Origin of the sequence: Ruminococcus flavefaciens AE3010 (assembly GCF_000526795.1) — a bacterium.
Taxonomy (GTDB): Bacteria; Bacillota; Clostridia; order Oscillospirales; family Ruminococcaceae; genus Ruminococcus; species Ruminococcus flavefaciens_D.
The window spans coordinates 3,074,594-3,090,905 of record NZ_JAGT01000001.1 but is presented as its reverse complement, the minus strand read 5'-3'; the positions used below and the strand labels follow the sequence as shown (position 1 = coordinate 3,090,905).

13 protein-coding genes are annotated in these 16,312 nt (G+C 50.3%); 6 read left to right on the top strand and 7 right to left on the bottom strand.

Features of this window, described 5'->3' with window-relative positions:
- Positions 1-34 precede the first annotated feature (34 nt).
- The 6 genes from N774_RS0113650 to N774_RS0113625 are packed head-to-tail and all read left to right on the top strand — an operon-like array spanning position 35 to position 7,485.
- Positions 35-2,632 (top strand): FtsK/SpoIIIE family DNA translocase, encoded by a 2,598-nt coding sequence (locus tag N774_RS0113650; protein ID WP_024861776.1) that lies wholly within the window; start codon positions 35-37, stop codon positions 2,630-2,632.
- Positions 2,633-2,669: 37 nt separating this feature from the next.
- Positions 2,670-3,728, top strand: coding sequence for a dockerin type I domain-containing protein (locus N774_RS18410; RefSeq protein WP_024861775.1), 1,059 nt, complete (start codon positions 2,670-2,672; stop codon positions 3,726-3,728).
- 31 nt (positions 3,729-3,759) lie between these two features.
- Positions 3,760-4,422 (top strand): (d)CMP kinase, encoded by a 663-nt coding sequence (gene cmk / locus N774_RS0113640; RefSeq protein ID WP_024861774.1) that lies wholly within the window; start codon positions 3,760-3,762, stop codon positions 4,420-4,422.
- Positions 4,422-4,868: a GNAT family N-acetyltransferase gene (locus tag N774_RS0113635; RefSeq protein ID WP_024861773.1), complete on the top strand. Its 447-nt coding sequence runs from the start codon at positions 4,422-4,424 to the stop codon at positions 4,866-4,868. Before cmk ends, N774_RS0113635 begins: the two co-directional genes overlap by 1 nt.
- 6 nt (positions 4,869-4,874) lie before the next feature.
- Positions 4,875-5,516 (top strand): lysophospholipid acyltransferase family protein, encoded by a 642-nt coding sequence (locus N774_RS0113630; protein ID WP_024861772.1) that lies wholly within the window; start codon positions 4,875-4,877, stop codon positions 5,514-5,516.
- The gene (locus N774_RS0113625) at positions 5,509-7,485 is read left to right on the top strand and encodes a bifunctional 4-hydroxy-3-methylbut-2-enyl diphosphate reductase/30S ribosomal protein S1 (RefSeq protein WP_024861771.1); all 1,977 of its coding nucleotides are present in this window, start codon (positions 5,509-5,511) and stop codon (positions 7,483-7,485) included. The genes N774_RS0113630 and N774_RS0113625 overlap by 8 nt, the downstream gene beginning before the upstream one ends.
- Before the next feature lie 190 nt (positions 7,486-7,675).
- On the opposite strand, the gene N774_RS19515 is transcribed toward N774_RS0113625, so the two are convergent.
- The 7 genes from N774_RS19515 to N774_RS0113590 form a co-directional block, all read right to left on the bottom strand.
- Positions 7,676-11,113 (bottom strand): pectinesterase family protein, encoded by a 3,438-nt coding sequence (locus N774_RS19515; RefSeq protein ID WP_024861770.1) that lies wholly within the window; start codon positions 11,111-11,113, stop codon positions 7,676-7,678.
- 387 nt (positions 11,114-11,500) lie between these two features.
- The gene (locus tag N774_RS0113615) at positions 11,501-12,073 is read right to left on the bottom strand and encodes a histidine phosphatase family protein (RefSeq protein WP_024861769.1); all 573 of its coding nucleotides are present in this window, start codon (positions 12,071-12,073) and stop codon (positions 11,501-11,503) included.
- A complete protein-coding gene (nspC, locus tag N774_RS0113610; protein WP_024861768.1) occupies positions 12,073-13,209 on the bottom strand; it encodes a carboxynorspermidine decarboxylase in 1,137 nt (378 codons plus the stop codon). The genes N774_RS0113615 and nspC overlap by 1 nt, the downstream gene beginning before the upstream one ends.
- Positions 13,209-13,874: a peptidylprolyl isomerase gene (locus tag N774_RS0113605; RefSeq protein ID WP_024861767.1), complete on the bottom strand. Its 666-nt coding sequence runs from the start codon at positions 13,872-13,874 to the stop codon at positions 13,209-13,211. The genes nspC and N774_RS0113605 overlap by 1 nt, the downstream gene beginning before the upstream one ends.
- A gap of 66 nt (positions 13,875-13,940) precedes the next feature.
- On the bottom strand, positions 13,941-15,143 hold the full coding sequence (locus N774_RS0113600; RefSeq protein WP_024861766.1) for a saccharopine dehydrogenase family protein: 1,203 nt from the start codon (positions 15,141-15,143) through the stop codon (positions 13,941-13,943).
- A gap of 19 nt (positions 15,144-15,162) precedes the next feature.
- Positions 15,163-15,627: a GNAT family N-acetyltransferase gene (locus N774_RS0113595; protein ID WP_024861765.1), complete on the bottom strand. Its 465-nt coding sequence runs from the start codon at positions 15,625-15,627 to the stop codon at positions 15,163-15,165.
- A gap of 25 nt (positions 15,628-15,652) precedes the next feature.
- Entirely contained in the window at positions 15,653-16,261 is a 609-nt protein-coding gene (locus tag N774_RS0113590; RefSeq protein WP_024861764.1) for a DUF3592 domain-containing protein, read from the bottom strand.
- Positions 16,262-16,312: the final 51 nt, after the last annotated feature.

The following is a 16,312-nucleotide window of genomic DNA, read 5'->3' as shown; positions in this document are numbered from 1 at the left end:
GCGCAGATACATACAGAACAAAACGGAGGCAAATATGGCAGAAGCAAAGAAAACCACAAAGGGAGCTCCAAAGAAAAAGGCAGAAGCTCCCAAAAGAGAGCCTGTCAAGAGCAATACCAAGACGGCTCCCCAGAATGAAAACAACCAGCTGTGGTCAATACTCCTTTTCGCACTGGGAGTACTTACAGCGCTCATGGTGCTTGTCAAGGGCACAAAGGGCTGGTTGGCTCTGCACAATCTTTTACTTGGAACATTCGGTATAGCGGCGTTTCTCATACCCGTCATACTCATATACACAGCCGTGAAGCTTGGCACGGAGCAGACCAAGAAAGACCTCAGCGGCAGGAACGTGTGGTGCATCGCCATGATATTCCTTGCCAGCGCCGCATTCCAGATATTTGTTGTAGGACGTATCCCCGGCGGCACTATGGGCGGTCACTTCAAGTACCTCTATGAGGACGGCGCAAAGCTGAAAAGCGGCGGCGTGGCAAGTCTGCTGTTTGCAGGTCCTCTGCTGAAATTCTTCGGCAAGCTTGGCGCAAGGCTCATATCACTGGTGCTGTTCTTTGTATTCGGTATGCTCCTTTCGGGGCGGGGACTTGTGGACTTCCTCAAGCTCCTTGCAACTCCCTTTGTATTCATCGGCAAATGCTTCAACGGCATACAGAATATGTTCATAGGCGGCGATTTCGTGGACGCCTTTGAGGACGACGACAACGACGACGACAAGGAAAAGCGCGACTTTGACGCTGACCTTGAAGCCATAAACATTGCAAATTCACGGAAGTCATCTCAGAAGCCCTCCGAGAAAAAGGCTCAGAACAAAAAGGCTGTGGAGGCGCTCCCCGACGACTTTTTCCTTGATATCCCCCTGCCTACCGACCACCTCATCGTTCACGACAGCGCTGAGCCCGAGGACGACGGCAGCTCCATAGACGTGGATATAACAGAGCCCGCAGCTGCTCCTGCACCTACTCTTCCGCCTTTGAAGAAGGTAAAGGCTCCGCAGGTCGTACCCGAGGAAGCTCCCGAGGAGGAAAAGGCTGCGCCTGACGAGGGACTTGAACAGCTTATCAGCAAGGCAGCCGACAAGAAGCCTGCTCCCGACGAGGAGGAGTTCATTGAGGAGGAAGAGCCCGAGGAGGAAAAGCCCGTTTACATACTCCCGCCTATCGATATCCTTACACGTCCCGAGGTCCGCTCAAACCGTGCGGAAGCCGTTGAGGAAATGCGCGAAAAGGCTGAGGTCATCAAGAACACCCTCAAGAGCTTCGGCGTTGAGGTCAAGATAAAGGACATCTTCCGCGGACCGTCTATCACACGTTACGAGATACAGCCGGGCCCCGGTATCAAGGTCTCAAAGATAAAGGGACTTGAAGACGATATCGCTCTCAGCCTTGCAGCTCAGGGCGTCCGTATAGAAGCTCCCGTCCCCGGAAAGGCGGCTGTTGGTATCGAGATACCCAACACCACCAAGGACATGGTAACTCTCCGCGAGATAATCTCCTCACCCGAGTTCAGGGATTCAAAGAGCAAGCTCACATTTGCCGTGGGCAAGGACATCACGGGAAATATCATTCTCGGCGATATCGCAAAAATGCCCCACGTTATCATCGCAGGTACAACGGGTTCGGGTAAATCCGTCTGCACCCGTTCTATTATAATGAGTATCCTATACAATGCAACTCCCGACGAGGTAAAGCTCATACTCATCGACCCCAAGATAGTTGAATTCAAAATATTCGAGAATATCCCCCACCTGCTCATACCTATCGTTACAGACTGTAAACGTGCCGCAGGCGCTCTGTGCTGGGCGGTCAACGAAATGATGCGCCGCTACAACATCTTCGCAGAGGCAGGCGCCAACGACTTGAAGTCCTACAACGAGCTGGCTGAGGTAGACGGCGACCTTGCAAAAATGCCCCAGGTAGTCATCTTCATCGACGAGCTTGCAGATATGATGCTTGTTGCGGGAAAGGAAGTGGAGGACTTCATCTGCCGTCTGGCACAAATGGGACGTGCCGCAGGCATGCACCTTGTAGTCGCTACACAGCGTCCTACTACAGACGTTATCACAGGTCTTATCAAGGCCAATATCCCAAGCCGTATCGCTCTCTCGGTAAAGTCGCAGGTCGACTCCCGTACTATCATCGATATGGCAGGAGCCGACAAGCTCCTCGGAAACGGCGATATGCTGTATATGCCCATAGGCGCAGGAAAGCCTGTCCGTGTGCAGGGCTGCTTCTCGTCAAATGACGATATCGCAGAGACAGTCCGCTACATCAAGGCTCAGGCTGAGGTATCCTACGATCCAAGTATCACCGGTGCTGTCGAAGGCTACTCCCCACAGTCCCAGGGCGGCTCGGGAGCTGCTGACAGCGGAGCTGCAGCGGGCGGCGGAAGCGACGAGGATATTGTGGAGGCTGCTATCAAGGTGGCAGTGGACGCAGGACAGCTCTCCACCTCAATGCTCCAGAGAAAGCTGAAGCTGGGCTACGCAAGGGCTGCACGCATCATGGACGAGCTTGAAGAGCGGGGCGTTATCGGACAGAGCGAGGGTGCAAAGCCCCGAAAGGTGCTCATGTCGAAAATGCAGTACGACGAGTGGAGACTTCGCAGAATGGACGAATGACCTCAGCAATACAAACCATATACTTTTGGAGGTATCTATGAAGCTTAAAAGGCTTATATCCGCGGCAGCTGCCGCAGCTCTCACCGCAGGAGCACTTCCTGCTCCCACGGGAACAATGGCAGAAAACAAGGCTGCTGTAAGCGGGTATACTATTTATAAAGAGAACAGAGTCGGCGCCCCTGCTGTGACTACCACAAAGGCGGCAGCTGCCACCACGGCTGCAAAGACTTCTGTGACCACAACAAAGACAACGACTGCCCCAAAGACCACTTCAGCGACTAAGGCGGCAACGACCACCGCAAAGACTACTACCACCACATCGACTGCCACAACTACGACTACTACATATAAGCCTGCGGTTCAGGGACAGCCTGTTTTTCATATCACAAACACCGAGGTCTGCCAGACCGAGGCAAGGAACAAGCAGCAGTCTGTGTCCCTTATAGTTGACGGCGCAAACGGTCTGTACAGCGACACGGTCATATATGTCTACTACGACAGCCGCATGACAGCAGGAGAAGCCCTTCCCGGAAAGGCGATAGAAAAGCTTTCAACAGGTCAGGCTATGGGCGACACCAAGGACTTCATGGTGCTCACCACGGCAGGCAGTGCTGACCTTGGCGCCGACGGCGTCATGTGGGAGCTGAGCTTCACTCTCCCCTCAGACTGCAAGGCAGGCGACATTTTTGACGTCAGCGTAGGTACTTCAAAGTACGGCAAGATACAGCCCCTGTTCACGAACTTCGCCTACGACGCCAAGGGCGACGCCCTGACGAAGTACATATTCACAAACGGTCTCGACACAGGCGGTATAACCGTAATCGATGATCCGCCCTACAAGCTTGGCGACCTTAACAATGACCAATACGTAAACGCCGTTGACGCCTCCGCAGTTCTCACGGAGTACGCTTCCGTGTCCAGCGGCAAAGCCACTACATTCACTGACGAGCGCCAGACCTTAGCGGCAGACGCGGATAAAAACGGCTACATAAACGCTGTTGACGCATCGTATATACTTGCATATTACGCCTATATCTCAACTACCTCGGGCAGCAGCGAAAACTTCGAGGACTACATGGCAAAGACTGTAAAATAAGGACTATACCTATTATAAAGGAGTTATATCTATGAAAACAGTAAATATCGCGATAGACGGACCTGCAGGTGCAGGCAAGAGCACTATCGCAAAAATGGTGTCCAAGGAGCTTGGCTACATCTATGTTGACACAGGAGCTCTCTACCGCACTATCGCTCTCTATATCACAGAGAACAACATCGCAGACGGGGATATCGAAGCTTCGCTCCCCGACGCCGATGTTCAGCTCAGGTTCATCGACGGCGCTCAGCGCGTTTTCCTTGGCGACAGAGACGTTTCCGACCTTATAAGAACTCCCGAGATATCAATGGCGGCTTCACGCACTTCGGCTATTCCTGCCGTAAGAGCATATCTCTTCGAGACTCAGCAGAAAATAGCCCGTGAGAATAACGTCCTCATGGACGGACGCGATATCGGCACAGTTGTGCTCCCCAACGCAGACGTGAAGATATTCCTGACAGCTTCCGCTGAGGAGAGAGCAAACCGCCGCTACAAGGAGCTGGCTGAAAAGCCCAACTGCCCCACATATCAGGAGATACTCGACGATATCATCAAGCGCGACTATCAGGATATGCACCGCGAGACAGCTCCGCTGAAACAGGCTGAGGACGCAGTCCTTGTGGACACAACAAAGCTGAACTTAGAGGAGTCCGCAGCTGCTATCGTAAAGGTCATCAAGGATAAGATAGGATAATGGACATATCCTACAGACAAGCTGACCGCGATAATATACCTGCCATTGAAGAGCTTTTCACGGCAATGCTGCAAAGCGTGAACAGCAGTGACGAAGCAGAGGGCTACGAGGCAGGCTATCTCGACAAGTTCTTTTCGGGCAGCAACGATATTATCTATACCGCTGTGGTTTATGGCAGAGTTATCGGCTATATTTCCGTTGAAGCCTACCCCGACCATGTCTATCTCGATGACCTGTCGGTGTCCGAAGAATACCGCGGCTGTGGCGTAGGCACAAGGCTAATAGAGCTTGCCGAAAAACACGGCACTGCCATTTCTGCAAAGCTTTCAGTGCTTCACGTTGAAAAATCCAACGAAAAAGCCTACAGGCTTTACTCAAGACTGGGCTACAACGTTTCTGCCGAAGAGGGCAGCCGTTACAGAATGGCAAAGCAATTACAGAGGTGAAACAATATGTATTACATAGTTAAGTTTCTGGTCCGTTTATACTTCCGCATAATGTACAAGCTGCGCTATGAGGGCAGGGACAATATCCCAAAGGATACAACTGTCATATACGCCTGCAATCATCGCTCCTACGCAGACCCTCCCCTGCTCGGCACGGGAGCAAGAGGCAAATTCGCCTTTATGGCTAAGGAGGAGCTCTTTCAGAACAAGCTCTTTGCGTGGCTCATTCGCTCTCTCGGAGCTTTCCCCGTTGCCCGCGGCAAGGGCGATACGGGAGTTATAGATACTGCCGTTGAAAGGCTCAATAACGGCAGGAGCCTTATGATATTCCCCGAGGGTACACGCTCCAAGGACGGCAAGGTGGGCAAAAAGGGACACACGGGTGCTGCTCTTATCTCAGCACGCTCGGGCAAGCCCATTATCCCCGTTGGCATATGCTACGGAGAAAAGCTGAAATTCCGCACTCCTCTCACCGTAAAATACGGCAATCCCATTGACCCTGCGGAGTACTGCGAGATATGCGATGCTCCCAATCCACGTCAGCTTGTAAAGCTCAAGAACCGCTATATGGCTGATATAAAGTTCCTCGTTGAGGGCGAGCAGACAGCTGCCGACGACGAGAAAAAGGAGGAAGCTTCTGATGAATAAGGTCACTGTGGCAAAGTCCGCAGGCTTCTGCTTCGGCGTTGACAGAGCCGTGAAAATGGTCTACGGCGAGCTTGAAAAGAACACTAATGTGGCAACGCTGGGTCCTATTATCCACAATCAGGACGTGGTAAACGACATGCAGGCAAAGGGCGCAAGGATAATCGATTCCGTTGACGAGCTGAAGCCCGACGAGACCGTAGTTATCCGCTCCCACGGCGTAGGCAGGGAGATATACGAGCAGATAAAGGCAAAGGGCAACCGTATGCTGGACGCCACATGTCCTTTCGTGTCCCGTATCCATAAAATAGTAGCAGAAAAAACTGCCGAGGGATACTTTATCCTTATCGCAGGAGACCGTAACCACCCCGAAGTGCAGGGTATAGTTGGTCATTGTGACGAAAATTACCTCGTTTTTAAGGACAACTTTGAGCTAAAAGCCTTTTTTGAAAAAAATTATAAAAATTTGCGAAAAAAGCTTGCAATTGTGGCGCAAACGACGTATAATATAGTAGTATGGGGTGAGTGTTTAAACGTGATCCCGAAGGACGATCCCGACATCGTCATATATGATACCATATGCAATGCTACAGATACGCGTCAGTCAGACGCAGCCGAGCTTGCAAAAAACTCTGACATAATGCTTGTGGTCGGCGGCAGACACAGTTCAAATACTGTCAAGCTTTATGAGGTCTGCAGCCGCTATTGTAAAACGTATCATATCGAAAATTCGGACGAGCTTCGGACCTTAAAGCTTCCAAATGCCGAGAAGATCGGCATCACCGCAGGCGCTTCGACCCCCGCCTATATAATCAAGGAGGTACAAACCAAAATGGCAGAAAATGAAATTCTTGCAGCTAATCAGAATGAGGATATCGACTTCGCACAGATGATCGATGAATCATTCAAAAAAATACATACAGGAGAGAAAGTTAAAGGCATTGTTATGGCCGTAAACAATACAGAGGTAATCGTTGACCTCGGTACAAAGCATACAGGCTATGTAGCTCTTGATGATCTTACAGACGATCCTTCAAAGAAGCCTTCTGACATCGTCAGCGTTGGCGACGAGATCGATCTTGTTGTAATTAAGGTAAACGACGCAGAGGGTACAGCTACTCTCTCAAAGAGAAAGGTGGACGAGCAGGCAGGTTACGAGAAGATCGTAAAGGCTCAGCAGGAAGGCACAGTTCTCGAGGGCGTTGTTCAGAGCGTAGTAAATAAGGGCGTTACACTTACAGTTCTTGGCGTAAGAGTATTTATCCCTGCTTCACTCACAGGTCTCCCAAGAGGCGCAGAGCTCGACCAGCTCCTCAAGAAGAAGGTAGAGTTCATCGTTATCGAGGTTTCCGAGGGCGGCAGAAAGAGAGCTGTTGGTTCTATCAAGGCTGTTCAGAACGCTAAGAAGGAAGAAGCTAAGGCTAAGTTCTGGGAGACAGCTGAGGTAGGCAAGACATACACAGGTAAGGTCAAGTCACTCACAAGCTTCGGTGCATTCGTTGATCTCGGCGGCATCGACGGCATGGTTCATATCTCAGAGCTCTCATGGAAGAGGATCAAGCACCCAAGTGAAGTTGTAAACGTTGGCGATACTCTTGAAGTATACATCAAGGACCTCGACAGAGAGGCAAACAGGATCTCTCTCGGCTTCAAGAAGGCTGAGGACAATCCTTGGGAGATCTTCAAGTCACAGTATCAGGTAGGCGACGTAGTTAAGGCTACTATCGTTTCTATCACAAGCTTCGGCGCATTCGCTCAGATCATCGACGGCGTTGACGGTCTTATCCACATCTCACAGATCGCTGACCAGAAGGTCGAAAATGTCAAGGACGTTCTTAACGTAGGCGACGTAGTTGATGTTAAGATCATTGATATCGACGAAGAGTCAAAGAGAATCAGCATCTCTATGCGTGCTCTCCTTGAGAATGCAGAGGACGACGCTGAAGAAGCTCCTGTTGAGGACGCTGAATAATCAGTAAAATTTTAAGGGCTATGCAAATGCATAGCCCTTTTTGTGTAATATAAAGCATAATTTATTAAAGGGACGCCTTCACTTGCAAGGCGTCCCCTCTTGTAAAACAGTCCCTTTGGAATCCATTTCATGGGGGAAGCCACTTTTCCGAGAAGCTAAAAGCCCGAGTTTTAAACTCGGGCTTTATTATTTAGTCTATCGGAAGTGTTGTTATAAGGTGGAGCAGATAGCGCTGTATCGCAAGGGCGTCATTGGAGGTGATTCCGTTTCTGCCCTCAACATCGCCGTTTGCGGAGCCCTGCTCTGTAAGATGATTTGCATCTGTGCCTTCAAGTCCGTATTTGTTGGGATTTGCCAGCGACTGCATTATCAGAACTATATCCGACATATCAACATTACCGTCGCAGTTTGCGTCGCCTGCCTTTCCCTGTGCAGGAGGCTGAGTTGTGGTAGTCGTAGTCTCTGTTACGGTAGTTGTAGTCGTTGTGGTGGTGGTAGTTGTAGTTGTAGTGGTCGTTGTAGTTGTTGTAACCACGGGAGTCTCCTTGACGAATGCGATGTAGTTCATACATGCACCGCTCATGCCGTTTGTACCGAGGGTAAGAGTCTCCCCTGCCTTTATCTCCTTGGCGTATACATCGAAAGGCCTTACAGCTTCGCTGTCGTTGACCTCGACTATCTCGCCGTTCTTGTTGAAGCTGCCCAGCCATGAGGGTATAGATGTTACTCTCTCGTCCATGCAGACAAATACCGTGATATCCTTTGCAGCTGTGAGAACTGCAAGGTCAGAGTCTGTATTCTTGGAGTTGCAGGCTGTGATTATCTGCTCGCCGCCGCTTATGCTGCTTGGTACGGAAGCGATGACGTGTTCACGGTCACCGAATGCCTTGTCGCCAACTGAGAATGTCTCAGCGATAGACCACTGTGCACCGTAGCTTGCGTCCTTGACCTCAAACTTGGAGATAAGCTTGCTCTTTAATGCAGGCTCGTCGATAACGACTGTACCGCTGCCGTCGGTAACTGTTCCTGCGTTGTATGCCTTGTTCTGCATTCTGCCTGCATAAGCCATTACCTCTGCCTTTGCAGCGTCTGCGGACTGAACCTTATAGCTGCTGTATATCTTGGAGGAATCGGTATCAAAATTGTCGTAGCCGTCGCCGCCGCTCTTCAGATTGTTGATGTAAGCCTTATCGTTTCGAGAGTTCACTATCTGATAAGCCAGACCGCTGCCCATATTGCAGCTTACGAACTTGTCACCGTAGGACTTGATAGTTCCCGAATATGGGTCACTGCCCATATTTACAGCGTCAAGAGGAAGATTTGAATTCTCAAAGTAGTTATTCTCTGAGAATATCTTTGAATTGTGTGAAGCAGCTATTGCATACTGCTTGTTGTTGTAGAAGTAGTTATTGTAGCTGTGGATGTGTGCAACTCTTGCACGGGGGTTACGGGACTCGGTATTGTTGAACCAGTTGTGGTGGTAGGTTATCCAGTCCTGCTCGTGGCTTGTGCCGCCGCCTACAAGAGAGGTCTTGTGAGCGTCCTTGATAACGTTATATGAAACAGTTACGTTTTCAGACCACTTGATATCGAGAGAGCCGTCGCCGTCTGCCTTGTCGTCATCAACTATGCCGTTGCCTGCATAAGCGTTGTAGCCCTTTTCGATAGTGTTGTTGTGTACCCATATGTGGTAGGACTTGGAAGAGCTTCCGCCCGACATTGAGATACCGTCGTCGGGGTACTGTCCCAGCCAGAGGTTTCTTACCTCGCAGTATGTGGAGTGCTTCATATCAAAGCCCCACTTATTGAGGTTGCAGTCATATCCGATACCCTCTACGGTAACGTTCTTGCCGCCGTTCATGTAGAGCATATTGGAGCCGTCGTTCTGCTGACCGTCGTTAGCCTTTGCTCCCGAGGGAACGTCGATAGTGCCGATAAGTCGGAAGCAGACATTGCTGGGACCTGCATTGAAGATATTGTAGAGACCTGTCTTGCCGCCCCATGTTACAGTATCCTTGGTGGAGTTTGTAACATAGATGACTGTAACGCCCGATTTCAGCGTACCGTCATTATTGTAAGCTCCCACTGCCTCTGCTGCGTTCCAGTGAGCATAGCCGCTGCGGTCAAAGGACATAGTCTTGATATTGCAGCTTGCAGAGCCGTTGGAGCCCTGGACTACGATGTTATACTCTGTATCGCCTTTAAGTCCCGGGATATCAACTCTTGTGCTTCTTATGAGCTGTGAGTCAACAGCTGTATAAGATGAGCTTCCTGCGGGAGCATAGCTTACCTTGACATTGGAGCCCAGCTTTGAGCCGTCCCACTCAACGAAGGCTTCCTCATACCAGCCGCCGCAGGTCTTGATAGCTCCCTCAATATTTGAGGAGGGCCGGTCGTTATTGCCGCTGCTTGTATTGCCCTCGCCGTTGAGGAATGAGGGAGTCCAGTTGTTCATATAGCTGGAGATATTGATGCTTGCAGCGTCGTTGTCGGATACGATATGACCCTTTCTCTGAGAAAGGTCAACGCGCTGACCGTTTGCAAGCTTAGTGCCGTTCTCCTTGAAGCCGTCAACGCTCTCGGGCTGTACGCCGCTCATGGAAGTCCAGCCTGCTGCTGTTATCATATTTCCGTTCTGGAGAGTAGTATTCACAAAGAGCACCTTTGCGGTCTGTCCCCATGGTCTGCCCAGATAGCCTGCTGTTACTGTGAGACCGCTGTTTGCAGTTACCTTACAGTCCTTGAAGAGATATCCTGTATAAGGACTTCCCTGTTCTCTTGCTGCTGTAATGTAGCCGCCCACTGAACCGCTGCTGTAGCCCTTCCAGCGGAGCTCGCAGCTGTCGAATACAGCGTTGCTGCCGCCGAAGATATAGTCTGTCTGACCCTCGATAAGGCAGTTCTTGTAGTACTGAGGTGAGCCGCCTGTGTAGAGAGTATCCTGACTTGACAGGAACTGGCAGTTGAGGAACTCCGCATACCCTGTGTCAACGGAGAGAGCTGCCGCACGCTCGGTATAAGCCTTGGACTTTACGTCAACGCCGTTGGTACGCTGCACCTTTAAGGTCTCGTTGGTACACTCAACGCCGTCCGCAAGCTCCTCCTGTGTGAGGTAGCGGTTGAAGGAATTCTCAAAGACGATGTTCTTAGCCTTGAAGTTGGTAGCCTTTGGCCAGAGCTGCACTGTAGCGTCCCAGCGGTAGTTGGACACGTTCTTGCCGCTCTTTGAGTTGGCAAGATTTGCGTCGTAATAGCCCTTGGAGTTGGCGCTGTAGTACTTATAGCCTATGCCGTAGTACCATGTGAGGATAGCGTCGCCCTTCTGGGGCTCGTCGTTTACAAAGGTAATGTAGGGCGTCTGGACGATGACCTGCTGACGGTATGTACCGGGAGCTATGTGTATCGTCACACGGTTTGCCTCAGATGAGGGATTGAGGCTTGCAGCCTTGTCAACAGCCGCCTGTACTGTTGAGAAGTTGTTGTTTTTGCCTGAGTATCCTACGTACAGGTCTGTACCTGCCGCATGAACGCTGACGGGCGGTACTGCCGCAAACGCAGCCAGCATCATAACAATGGATACTGCAAATGCAAAAAGCTGCAAAGCCAGCTTTCTTGACTTTGTGATCATAATTTTTACTCCTTTTCTAACGATGACCTCCGCTGCCTAAAGCGGAGCTGTCACAAATCGGCGTTTATTCGGAGCTTCCACAGGGAAATCGAAGCTTCGGAATATACACCTATACATCATAATTATAGCACAGGTAGTAACAGTTGTAAATAAAATCATAAAAAGTTAAATCAGCTTTGTTGATTTGTACAATATCTTCTTCCGCTATTTGGCAGTTTTACACGTAAAAAAGGCTGTAAATCGGTAAATAAAGCTCCTGTATAGGGACGTCGAGGACGCCGTCCCCTACAAAAGCTGCTGCCGAAACAGCAAAATGTAGGAGCTGGCGTCCTCGACAGCCCGTTTTATATTGTAATTACTTAGCTCTTAGTCCTAAGATCTTAGTTCTCAATCAAAAGGCTTATCTACTATGAGCAGTTCCTCTTTTTCAACCAGCTCTCTGCCCTCAAAGCCAAGCCTGATTATGTATGGCATATAGTTGATGATGCGCAGAAAGCCCTCAACGCCGAAGCTGTTGTCGAAGTAGTGGAGTATGGTACTCAGAGCCGTTCCGTGAGTTCCCACCATTACGTTCTCGCCATTGTGCTTGTCAAGGATATCATTCAGCGCCGCCATATTTCTGTCCATTACGGACTGCAGGCACTCGCCGTCAGGCTCACAGAAGCTCAGGTCAGCCCAGCGTCTGCGGAACATTTCCTTGTTATTGCTGTCCTTGCCGCTGATACGCTCATGAAGACGGTCATCGATATCGATCTTCAGCCCGTGGTCGTCGGCAGTCTCCTTTATGGTATCGTAGCTGCGCTTGTATGGACTTGAAATAGCATAGTCAAGATGTATGTTCTTCATTGTGCGGACTACCTCTGCAGTATCCCTCTCACCCTCGGGAGTAAGGGGGCGCAGGGCTGCGTCCCTGCATGTATAATCAGGCAGCGCATGGCGCACAAAGTAAATATTCGTCATCACAGTCTCTCCTTGAAGTCGTCGTAGCCGAAGCTGCGCAGAGTCTCGAAGCTGCCGTCCTTTTTGAGGAGCAGTATCTCAGGCAGGGGCATACCGTTGAAGGTATTGTTCTTCACCATTGAGTATATCGCCATATCGCCGAATACCAGCCTGTCCCCGATGCGGAGCGGCTCGTCGAAGGAATACTCACCTATGACGTCACCTGCAAGGCAGGTCTGGGAGCCGAGGCGGTAGCTGTACTTCTTTTCGCCCTTTTCTCCCGAGCCCACAAGAGGCGGACGGTAGGGCATTTCCAGTACATCAGGCATATGACAGGCAGCCGAGGTATCGAGGATAGCTATGGGCATATCGTTTTCCGTAAGGTCAAGGACCTCTGTCACCAGCCAGCCTGCATTCAGAGCAATAGCCTCTCCCGGTTCGAGAAAGACCTCCAGCCCGTACTTCTCCTGCATATGGCGTATACAGCGTTCAAGCCGCGGTATATCGTAGTCCTCGCGGGTTATATGGTGACCGCCGCCAAAGTTTATCCACTCCATTTTCGGCAGTATGTCCCCGAATTTTTCCTCAATTGCGTCAAGGGTAGTCTCCAGATCGTCGGAGTTCTGCTCGCATAGAGTATGGAAGTGAAGTCCCGTAACGCCTGCAAGGTCGTCAGCGCGAAAGCTCTTCCGTGTGATACCCAGTCTCGACTTCGGGGAGCACGGGTCGTATATCTCATGTCCCTCCTGAGTAGAATGTTCGGGATTTATGCGCAGTCCTATCTTCTTACCTGCCGCAAGCACACGGTCACGGTACCTGTCAAGCTGAGAGAATGAGTTGAAGATGATATGTCCGCAGTAAGATATTATCTCGTCTATCTCGCTTTCGCGGTAAGCTGCGGAAAAAACGTGGTTTTCCTTTCCCATTTCCTCAAAGCCAAGCCTTGCCTCGAAAAGTCCGCTGCAAGCCGTACCCGCAAGGTACACCCCTATCATTGGATAGAGGTGATAGCAGGAAAACGCTTTCTGTGCAAGGAGTATCTTCGCGCCTGTTCTCTCTGAAACGCCGCGAAGTATCTCCAGATTACGGATAAGCGCCGGCTCGTCCACTATGTAGCAGGGAGTCGGCACTTTCTTTGGGTCAAAGTTATATTTCATCATTTCTGGATAAAGTCATTCATGGTGATCTTTACTCTTGGAGAGCCGTTCTCGTCGGGGTCGATCATCTCCACCTTCTCCATTCTGATAGGAGTTTTCGGTACTGCCATTTCGCCCATTGAGTTGAGATCGCGGTCTACCTTCATGAAGTCGTCAACTACCTCCATGCCCTCGGTAACGTTTGCAAATGCAGCATACTGTCCGTCAAGTGAGGAAGCGTAATTGCCTGTGTAGCAGATAAAGAACTGGCTTGAAGCACTGTCATAATCCATGCTGCGAGCCATTGAAACTACGCCGCGCTGATGTGAAATGGGGTTGTCAACGCCGTTTGCAGCAAATTCTCCCTTGATAGTATCAGGGCTGCCGCCTGTGCCGTCGCCGCTGGGGTCTCCGCCCTGAGCCATGAACTCGTCAACTACACGGTGGAATGTAAGACCGTTGTAGAAGCCCTCGTTTACCAGCTTTTCAAAGTTCTCGCAGGTGATAGGAGCCTCGTTGGGGTGAAGCGTAAGAATGATAGTATTTCCCGACTGGTTTGAATTTGTAGTGGGAGGAGTATCATTTACGTCCGAGGTCTGTAAGCTCTTTCCGCAGCCTGTGAGCATAAGCATTGTTGTTGCAGCAGCAACTGCCATTATCCTTTTGATGTTCTTGAAACCTGACATTTCTATTCTATTCTCCTTTTTTTAAGCTGACGTCGATAAACATCAGCCTTTTTACTGTATTTAAGATCAATCGACCAGTGTTGGGTCAAAGTCCTCTTCCCATGGGAGTCCCCACTTGTTGAGAGCTTCCATGAACGGATCGGGATCGAACTCCTCTATGTTGTAAACGCCTGCCTTCTTCCATGTGCCTGTCATTATCATCATAGCACCTATCATAGCAGGAACGCCTGTGGTGTAGGAGATAGCCTGTGAGCCCACTTCCTTGTAGCACTCCTGATGATCGCAGATATTGTAGAGGTAGTAGTTCTTGTCCTTGCCGTCCTTCTTTCCGCGGAAGATACAGCCGATATTGGTCTTGCCCACTGTTCTCGGACCCAGTGAAGCAGGGTCGGGCAGTACAGCCTTGAGGAACTGGAGAGGTACTATCTCCTTGCCCTCGTACATGATAGGCTCGATAGAGGTCATGCCAACGTTTTCGAGACACTTGAGATGTGTGAGGTAGCTCTGACCGAATGTCATGAAGAAGCGGATACGCTTGATGCCCTTGATATTGAGAGCGAGGGATTCAAGCTCCTCGTGGTGGAGGAGGTACATATCCTTTTCGCCTACGCCCTTGAAGTTGTAAACTCGCTTTATCTCCATAGGCTCTGTCTCTACCCACTTGCCGTCTTCGATATAGCTTCCCTTGGCGGAAACCTCGCGGATATTTATCTCGGGGTTGAAGTTTGTAGCAAAGGGATAGCCGTGGTCGCCGCCGTTGCAGTCGAGAATGTCGATATAGTTTATCTCGTCGAACTCATGCTTCATAGCGTAAGCGGAGAATACTCCCGTAACGCCCGGGTCGAAGCCGCTTCCGAGAAGAGCTGTGATGCCTGCCTGTTCAAATCTCTCGCGGTAAGCCCACTGCCACTTGTACTCGAACTTTGCAGTATCAAGGGGCTCATAGTTTGCTGTGTCAACATAGTGAGTCTTTGTAGCGAGACAAGCGTCCATGATAGTGAGGTCCTGATAAGGGAGGGCAAGGTTCAGCACAACATCGGGCTTGTAGCTGTTGATAAGAGCAACCAGCTCATCAACGTTGTCAGCGTTTACCTGTGCAGTCTCGATAACAGTCTTTGTTGTGGGCTGGAGCTTTTCCTTCAGCGCGTCGCACTTTGACTTGGTGCGGCTTGCAATCATAATGCCCTCAAATACCTCGCTGTTCTGGCAGCACTTGTGGATAGCTACGGACGCAACGCCGCCGCAGCCGATGATCATACATTTTCCCATTTTTATTACTCCTTTGCGTTTATTTTCTTATTTTAAGTTTCATAGGTGTAAAGTGAGACTTTTCCACCTCAAATCCCATCTGCTTGTAGAGCTGATAGCCGTCCTCTGAGGCTTTGAGCTCTATATAGTCAAGCTCCATTACCTTTGCGTCGGATATGAGAAGCTCCATGAGAGCAGTAGCTATGCCCTGTCGGCGGTGGCTCGCCTCGGTGTAAACGTTCAGCACAGTGCCCACACGTCCGTTGGGGAAGTTGGGATTCGGGGGAAGCTCCCTGACTGCAAGAAAAGCCGAGCCGATCATCTTACCGCCGTCCTCGGCAAGATATGCGAACAGGTCGCAGTTGAGGTGATCCGAGTAATACCGCGGAAGCTTGGCTTTTATCTGGGCTGCCTGTGCAGTGGTCATATCAGGAAAGTCCTCGCGGAGATACTTCATGCGTATCTCGGCAAGTCCCGAAACGTTCTGTGCTCTGAATATATTCATGTCATATCCTGCCTTTCATATTGCGTTATCCTCTGTAGTCGTCGTTCGGATCGCTGTATTCATGCTGAGCCGAGCTGTCACTGTTACAGCTGCTCTGAGCTCTGCTTTTTCGCAGTGCTATGATAATTATGGCTGCAATAACAACGGCAAGGATAATGGGTACGATGAGCATTACCGCAAACATAGCGGAAAAGCCGCGCTGCACCTTATTGAATGAATTCCTGAAGCTCAGCTGCGGATCATACATCATGCCGGGGCGGTCAGCGGAGATCTGCACCTCTGCCCTGTCACCCACCTCATATTTCTTTTCGCTGGAGCTTACGCCGCCTGTAACACTGTACTTTTTGCCGTTGTACTCATATTCATACACAGGGGTATACATCTTTACCTTGCCGCCGTTGCCGTCATCACTGTCGGGATCGGTCTTAACAAGGACCTCGGTGATCTCAGCAGTCACCGTAACGTTATAAGATGATATATCAGTATTTACTGCGCTGTTAAAAAGATCTCTTGCTGCCATGAACGGCAGTACTCCAATAAAGCAGAAGCCTACAAGCACAACTGCAATAACGCAGCATACTGCGATGATAATTGCCCTGCTGTTCTTATTGCCGTTTGTCTGTCCGTTGTCCATATTCTCACCACGTATCGAAAAAGCCTTATTATGTTTTGGGTATATAGGTGT